A 7,452-nucleotide genomic window follows, 5' to 3' on the forward strand; every position below is an offset into this window, starting at 1 on the left:
ACCGCGTCCGCGATGCCCGCGACCGTGGCGGCCGCGACGACACCGATCGCGGTGACCGGGCCGGTCTCGGCGGCGCGCTTCTTCGCCTTGCGCTCCCGGAGCATCTCGATCGCGATCGGCAGCACCGAGATCAGCACGATCAGCGCCACCACCGGCAGGATGTAGTGGTCGATCTGGTCGCCGATCGCGTCGTAGATCTGGCGGGCCAGCGCATAGCCGATCAGCAGGATGCCGTCGGTCCAGAGCACGGCGCCGACGATGTTCCAGAGCAGGAACTTGCGGGCCGGCATGCCGAGGGTGCCCGCCACCGGGTTGAGGAAGGTCCGCACGATCGGGATGAAGCGGGCCAGGACCACGGCCTTGGCCGGGCCGAACTTCTCGAAGTAGTACTCCGCCTTCTCCACGTACTCCCGCTTGAACAGGCGTGAGTCCGGCTTCTCGAACATCTTCCGGCCGTACCGCGCACCCAGGAAGTGGCCGAGCTGCGCACCGGCGATCGCGCAGATCGGCGCGCCGATCAGCAGCGGGATGATCGGGATGCGCGCGCCGGCGCCGAAGATCGAGTCGGCCACCGGCGACGCCGCGACGCCCGCCAGGAAGAGCAGCGAGTCGCCGGGGAAGAAGAAGCCGACGAGCAGGCCGGTCTCCGCGAAGAGGATCGCCCACACGCCGTACAGCCCGAAGGTCTGCAGCAGGTCCTTGGGATCCAGCGGGTTCAGGGCCAGCTGCTCGGTGAGGGCTCGGGTATCCACGAGGAGCCAGGGTACCGGCCCCCACCTAACCGGGAGCTGGACACGAGCTGTGAGGTCAGGGCCGGATTAGAGCCGGGGGTCGACCGGTTCGGACTCGCAGGCCAGAACGGCGAAAACCAGCTCATGGATCCGCCAGGTCGGCGCGCCGTCGGCCAGCCGGTCCAGCGCCGCCAGGCCCAGGCCATGCTCGCGCAGAGCGAGGTTGCGCTTGCGGCCGAGCGACCGCTTGCGGAGGCCGGCGAGCTGGTCCGGGCGGGTGTACTCCGGGCCGTAGATGATCCGCAGGTACTCGCGGCCGCGGCACTTCACGCCCGGCTGGACGAGCCGGCCCGCGGCGTCCTTGACGGTCAGGCCTCCGTACGGCTTGACCACCATGCCTTCCACAGCCCCGCCACCGCCCCTGACAGGACTGAAGGCCGAGCTTGATCCACCGGCCTCGGTGAGCGCCAGCCACCACTCGGTGGCGGCCTCCTCCGACTCCGCGTCGCCGAGCGCGACCACGATCCGCCGCGTCGGCGTGAACAGCGCCGGGTCGGCCGCGACCAGCCGGTCCGCCATCGCCAGGTGCCAGCCGTGGTCGCGACCGGCGTACGACACGCCCTCGCCGGCCAGCACCGCGAACGGCGCCAGCGTGATCTCGTCGCCGGTCGCGTACGCGCGATAGGCCGCCGAGTAGCCGGCCACCTCCGCGGACCGCAGCTCCAGCCGGTCCCGCAGCCCGCCGACCTCCAGGCCTCGCGCGGCGGCCGCCTCGACCACCGACAGTGCGGCGGGCAGCGCGGCCCGCCCGGCCGCGCCGACCCCGGCGTATCGGGTACGGATCAGCTCGCCGGCCTTGGCCGACCAGGGCAGCAGCTCGGTGTCGAGCAGCAGCCAATCGGTGCGCAGCTCGTCGAAGAGCGGCTCGGCGGCCCGCCGGACGCGCGCCAGCAGCGGCTCGACGTCCGGGAAGAACGGCCGCCCGGTGCGCGTCCAGATCGCGCCGCCGTCAGTCCCGGTGCCGTCCCGCGACACTCGCACCACGGCCCGCGACCCCATGTGCTTCTCCTCGCACACCACCCGGTCGACGACGCCCCGCAGGTCGCCGAACGCCGCGGACGGGTGCTCGAGATAGCCGTCCAGCGTCGACGTCGAGCACGGCGCCATGGTCGGCGGCAGCCAGACCAGCGTCGCCGGGTCGAGGGCGAAGCGGCCCATCACCTCCAGCGCGGCGGCGGCGTTCTCGGCCGCGATGGTGACCCGTCCGTAGCCGTAGTCGATGTGCCGCCGGCCGGTCACGTCCGCCAGGTCCAGCTCGTCGTCGCCCCGCACGGGTGCATGCAGCGGCTTGGCCGGCGCGTAGTACTCCCGCTGCGCCGGAACCGCCACGAGCTCCCGGGACGGCCAGCGCAGCGCGGTCAGCGCCCCGCCGAACACGCACCCGGTGTCCAGGCAGATCGTGTTGTTGATCCATTCCGGGGTGGGGGTCGGGGTGTGGCCGTAGACCACCGCGGCGGACCCGCGGTAGTCGCGGGCCCACGGGTAACGGACCGGCAGGCCGTACTCGTCGGTCTCGCCGGTGGTGTCGCCGTAGAGCGCGAAGGCGCGGACCCGGCCGGAGGCCCGGCCGTGGTAGGCCTCCTTGAGGCCGGCGTGCGCGATCACGAGCTTGCCGCCGTCCAGCACATAGTGGCTGATCAGACCGTCGATGAAGGTCCGCACCTCGGCCACGAACGCGTCGTCGGTGGCCTCGAGCTGAGCCATCGTCTCGGGCAGCCCGTGGGTCATCTGGACGCTGCGGCCATTGAGCTTGCGTCCCAGCTTCTGCTCGTGGTTGCCGGAGACGCACAGCGCGGTGCCGTCGGCCACCATGTTCATCACCAGCCGCAGCACGCCCGGCGAGTCGGGGCCGCGGTCGACCAGGTCGCCGACGAAGACCGCGGTGCGACCCTCCGGGTGCTCGGCCCGGTCGTCCTTGACCACGTATCCCAGCTCGGTGAGCAGGGTGTCCAGCTCGGCCCGGCAGCCGTGCACGTCGCCGATCACATCGAACGGACCGGTCAGGTCGCGGCGGTCGTTGAAGAGGCGCTCGTACCGGATGGTGGCGCCTTCGATCTGCTCCACCCCACGCAGCACGTGCACCTTGCGGAAACCCTCACGGGCCAGCCGGCCCACGGACCGGCGCAGGTCACGGCTCATCCGGTCGAGCACCGGGCGGCCGAAGGTGCGGTCCGCGCGCTGCTCGGTGCGCTCCCACGCCACCGACTCCGGCACGTCGAGCACGATCGCCACCGGCAGCGTGTCGTGCTCGCGGGCCAGCTTGACCAGCTCGGCCCGCCCGGCGGACTGGAGGTTGGTGGCGTCAACGACGGTGAGCCGACCGGCCGCCAGCCGCTTGCCGGCGATGTAGTGCAGGGCGTCGAACGCCTCGGCGGAGACGGACTGGTCGTTCTCGTCGTCGGCGATCAGGCCGCGGAAGAAGTCGGAGGACAGCACCTGGGTGGGCGCGAAGTGCTTGCGCGCGAAGGAGGACTTGCCGGAGCCGGAGATGCCGACCAGCGCGACGAGGGCCAGCTCGGGGATGTCGATCTCAGCCACGACGGAACACCGCCATCTGCGTCGGCGGGCCATCGGTCGCGCTCTCGTCGCCCACGCCGCGGATGTCCACGGTGTAGCCGCGTGCGGTGGCGACCGAAGCGGCCCAGCGTGCGAACTCGCGGCGGGTCCACTCGAAGCGATGGTCCGAGTGCCGCATCCCGCTCAGGCCCTCGTAGTGCACGTTGTACTCGGCGTTCGGCGTCGTCACGATCACCACGTCCGGCTTCGCGTGCCCGAAGACGCTCGCCTCCAGCGCCGGGAGCCGCGGCGGGTCCAGGTGCTCGATGACCTCCATCAGCACCGCCGCGTCGTACCCGCGCAGCCGGTCGTCGCGGTAGGTCAGCGCGGACTGCCACAGCTTGACGCGCTCGCGCTGCCGATCCGGCAGACGCTCGAGCCGCAGCCGGCGGGCCGCCATCTCCAGCGCGCGGCTGGACACGTCGACGCCGGTGATCTCGCGGAACCGACGGTCGGCGAGCAGTGCGGTGAGCAGGGCCCCGCCGCCGCAGCCGAGGTCCAGCACCTTGGCCGCGCCGACCTCGTGCAGCGCGGCCAGGACCGCGTCGCGCCGCTGCTCGGCCAGCGACCGCTTGCGGACCACGGGCAGCTCGGCCTCCTCGTCCGCGCTGGTGTCCGCCGGCGCGTCCACGGTGTCGGGGTCGCTGCGGTCGAGCAGCTCGAGCGCGGTGGTGGCCAGCGACTTGCGGTGCGCGAGGTAACGCCGGGTGATCAGCACCTTCTCCGGGTGCGCGGACAGCCAGCCCTCCCCGGAGCGCAGCAGCTTGTCGATCTCGTCCGGGGCGACCCAGTAGTGCTTGGCGTCGTCCAGCACGGGCAGCAGGACGTACAGGTGGTTGAGCGCGTCGGCGACCCGCTGCGTCCCGGTCAGGGTCAGATCCACGTACGGGCTGTCGCCGCTCAGGGGGTGACCGGCCGGCACATCGTCGAGCGGGATCGGCGTGGCGGACACCGACCAGCCCAGCGGCTCGAACAGCCGGGCGGTCAGCTCCGGGTTGCCGCGCAGCACCGGGACCCGGATCTCCAGCGGCAGCGGCTCGGCGGCCAGCTCGGGCCGGTCCTTGGAGCGGCCGCGCAGGGCCGAGCGGAAGACGTGGTTGAGGGCGCCGGCCAGCATGCTGGAGGCCGCGTACGGGCGGTCGTTGACGTACTGACCCAGGGTGAACGCATCCGCGCGGCCCGAGCGCAGCCGCTGCGGATCGACGTCCAGCAGCAGCGCAGCCGTGCACCGCTCCTCGCCCGCCTCCGGGTACAGCACATGGGCCGTACCCGCGGGCAGGTCGAAGGAGTGCACCCGGTCGGGGTGCTTGACCAGCAGGTAACCGAGGTCGGTGGCCGGCCGGTGCGTGGTGGTCAGGGTCAGCAGCACATGGTCAATGATCCCAGCCAGGGCTAACGATATTCGTCATCGCCCTGGACCGACCGGGATTGCTCCACGGCGTCCCACTCGGGGGCTTCGGGATCGGTCGAGGGGGCACCGTCCGGCTCGACCGGTTCGGCGTCCACGTGCTGTTCGGCGTAGTCCGCCTCGGGCGCTTCGTAGTCGGTCATGCTCCCAAGGTAGACCTCGATTTCCGCAGCGGTCAGCCGCTGGGGAATACTTCGTGGTTGGGAGAGCCGACACGAAACGTCAAGGAGCCAGACCGATGCCCATCGCGTCCCCCGAGGTCTACCGCGAGATGCTCGACCGTGCCAAGGCCGGCGCATTCGCGTACCCCGCGATCAACGTCACCTCGTCTCAGACCCTCAACGCCGCCCTGCAGGGCTTCACGGAGGCGGGCAGCGACGGCATCATCCAGATCTCCACCGGCGGGGCCGAGTACGTCTCCGGCCCGACGGTGAAGAACATGGTGACCGGCTCGGTCGCGCTCGCCGAGTTCGCCACCGAGGTGGCCAAGAACTACCCGGTCAACGTCGCGCTGCACACCGACCACTGCCCCAAGAACAAGCTGGACGGCTTCGTCCGGCCGCTGATCGCCGTCTCGCAGGAGCGGGTCAACCGCGGCCAGGCGCCGCTCTTCCAGTCGCACATGTGGGACGGCTCCGCCGTGCCGGTGGACGAGAACCTGCAGATCGCCGAGGAGCTGCTGGCCCTCTGCAACAACGCGCACATCGTCCTCGAGATCGAGGTCGGCGTGGTCGGCGGCGAGGAGGACGGCGTCTCCGCCGCGATCGACGACAAGCTCTACTCCACCGTCGACGACGGCCTGGCCACCGCCGCCGCGCTCGGCCTGGGTGAGAAGGGCGTCTACATGACCGCCCTGACCTTCGGCAACGTGCACGGCGTCTACAAGCCCGGCAACGTCAAGCTGCGCCCCGAGATCCTCAAGGAGATCCAGGACGCGGTGGGCGCCAAGTACGGCAAGGAGAAGCCGTTCGACCTGGTCTTCCACGGCGGCTCCGGCTCGCTGCTCTCGGAGATCCGGTCGGCGCTCGACTACGGCGTGGTGAAGATGAACATCGACACCGACACGCAGTACGCGTTCACCCGCCCGGTCGCCGACCACATGTTCCGCAACTACGACGGCGTCCTCAAGGTCGACAACGAGGTGGGCAACAAGAAGGCGTACGACCCGCGGGCCTGGGGCAAGCTGGCCGAGGACGGCCTGGCCAAGCGCGTCGTCGAGGCGTGCGAGAACCTCCGCTCGACCGGTACCACCCTCTCGAAGTAGAGCACCTGCACGGCCGATCTGGGTACGATCGTCCTCTTCCTATGGAAGGGGGCGATCGTGCTAGGTATCGACGGGTATGAACCCGTCTGGCATCACGATGCCGAGGCCCTCGCCGCCGTCCATCGGAACCGGTTCACGCGGATCATCGGCCGTCGTCTGCACGCCGGCTGGCTGATGTGGGACATCGCCGAGCGGGGTTGGTTCGCCGACGGCCCGGTCGTCCTCGACTTCGGCATCACGAACGTCGAGATCACCCACCGCAAGTTCGACGAGTGCGCGATCACCTGGGACCAGCTCGACCTAGGCAGCCCGATCGACTGGTACGAACACTTCGACTGGCGGCCCGACCCGCACGCGGCGCTGCGGCACGCCCGCGGCCAGGTCCTGCGGGCGGTCAACATCATCGAGCTGATCACGGTGGCCGACTGGCGGCCGCGCATCCTGCACGCGGTCGAGTTCCTCTTCACCGACGCGCGCCTGGCCATCTACAACGCCATGGACGAGAACGGCCTCACCGACGTCCCCGAGGTCGACCTACCGGTCAACAGCTGGCGCCGGGTCCACATCGCTTGAGCTGCCGGCTCCGCTTCGCTCCGCGGCGATCGCCTGGTAACCGGTGAAATGGCTCGCGATTTTCCGCCACCCGCAAACCCCGCGGGCGTCGGAAAACCCCGGGCCATTTCACCGGCGGCGATCGCCCTCGTCACCGCAGCGCTTCAGTTGCTTCGTCCAGCGAATCCGTGACGACGATGAGGTCCGACTGGTCGCCGTGCGGCGAGCGGGCCAGCAACGGCCGCAGCAGCGCCTCGACCGGCAGCTGCGCCCAGTGCTCGACGCCGAGGAACACGAACGCTCCGGACGGGCCGTCGGTGCGGTAGAAGGTCTTGGTCGCCGCCTGGAAGATCTCCTGCACCGTGCCGGCCCAGCCCGGCGCGAAGACGATGCCGCCGCGGGAGAGCCGCAGGATCGAGTCCTCGCGCACCGCGTTCGAGAAGTACTTGCCGATCTGCCCGGCGAACAGGTTCGCCGGCTCGTGCCCATAGAGCCAGGTGGGCAGGGCCAGGCCGCCGTGGGCCAGGTCCGATTTCGCGGGGTACGCGGCCCGCACGTCGATCGCCGCGGCGGTGTACGGGTCGTGGTCGAGGAAGTCCGGCGCCGCCGTCAGCATGTCGATCGCTGCGGACAACTCGGACGGCCCGCGCCCGGAGAAATAGGCGCCGAGGTTCGCGGCCTCCATCACCCCCGGCCCGCCGCCGGTGACGATCAGCCGGCCCTCGGCCGCCAGCCGCCACGCCAGCTCGGCCGCCATCCGATACGCCGCCGACCCCCGCGGAACGGCATGCCCACCCATGATCCCGACCGGCGACAGTGGTAGCCCACCCACCTGTCCGGGGCTCGGACGCGTGGGTGAGCTACCACTGTTGGCTTGGGAC

6 protein-coding genes and 1 pseudogene are annotated in these 7,452 nt (G+C 70.9%); 2 read left to right on the top strand and 5 right to left on the bottom strand.

Annotation, left to right across the window (positions count from 1 at the left end; genetic code table 11):
• The 4 genes from AB0M20_RS18215 to AB0M20_RS18230 all read right to left on the bottom strand — a co-directional run.
• The coding region (locus AB0M20_RS18215; RefSeq protein ID WP_364299506.1) for a DedA family protein at positions 1 to 752 on the bottom strand (752 nt) is incomplete at its 3' end.
• Positions 753 to 818: 66 nt separating this feature from the next.
• Positions 819 to 3,329 (bottom strand): polynucleotide kinase-phosphatase, encoded by a 2,511-nt coding sequence (locus AB0M20_RS18220; protein ID WP_364299508.1) that lies wholly within the window; start codon positions 3,327 to 3,329, stop codon positions 819 to 821.
• Complete coding sequence (locus AB0M20_RS18225) at positions 3,322 to 4,716, bottom strand: 3' terminal RNA ribose 2'-O-methyltransferase Hen1 (protein ID WP_364299510.1); 1,395 nt, start codon at positions 4,714 to 4,716, stop codon at positions 3,322 to 3,324. Before AB0M20_RS18225 ends, AB0M20_RS18220 begins: the two co-directional genes overlap by 8 nt.
• A gap of 23 nt (positions 4,717 to 4,739) precedes the next feature.
• Entirely contained in the window at positions 4,740 to 4,898 is a 159-nt protein-coding gene (locus AB0M20_RS18230; RefSeq protein WP_364299512.1) for a hypothetical protein, read from the bottom strand.
• Positions 4,899 to 4,993: 95 nt separating this feature from the next.
• On the opposite strand from AB0M20_RS18230, the gene fbaA reads away from it, so the two are divergent.
• Together fbaA and AB0M20_RS18240 are read left to right on the top strand one after the other, a co-directional pair.
• Positions 4,994 to 6,019, top strand: coding sequence for a class II fructose-bisphosphate aldolase (fbaA, locus tag AB0M20_RS18235; RefSeq protein ID WP_364299514.1), 1,026 nt, complete (start codon positions 4,994 to 4,996; stop codon positions 6,017 to 6,019).
• Positions 6,020 to 6,076: 57 nt separating this feature from the next.
• Positions 6,077 to 6,592, top strand: coding sequence for a hypothetical protein (locus AB0M20_RS18240; protein WP_364299516.1), 516 nt, complete (start codon positions 6,077 to 6,079; stop codon positions 6,590 to 6,592).
• A gap of 130 nt (positions 6,593 to 6,722) precedes the next feature.
• Here AB0M20_RS18240 and AB0M20_RS18245 read toward each other — a convergent pair.
• Positions 6,723 to 7,452: pseudogene (locus AB0M20_RS18245) on the bottom strand (hypothetical protein); the annotation flags it as partial.

This window comes from Actinoplanes sp. NPDC051633 (assembly GCF_040681735.1).
Taxonomy (GTDB): domain Bacteria; phylum Actinomycetota; class Actinomycetes; order Mycobacteriales; family Micromonosporaceae; genus Actinoplanes.

What these genes read in the sequence shown, in the direction of transcription:
- AB0M20_RS18230 (WP_364299512.1), bottom strand. Translation starts at nt 4,898, where the DNA reads ATGACCGACTACGAAGCGCCCGAGGCGGACTACGCCGAACAGCACGTG.
- fbaA (WP_364299514.1), top strand. Translation starts at nt 4,994, where the DNA reads ATGCCCATCGCGTCCCCCGAGGTCTACCGCGAGATGCTCGACCGTGCC.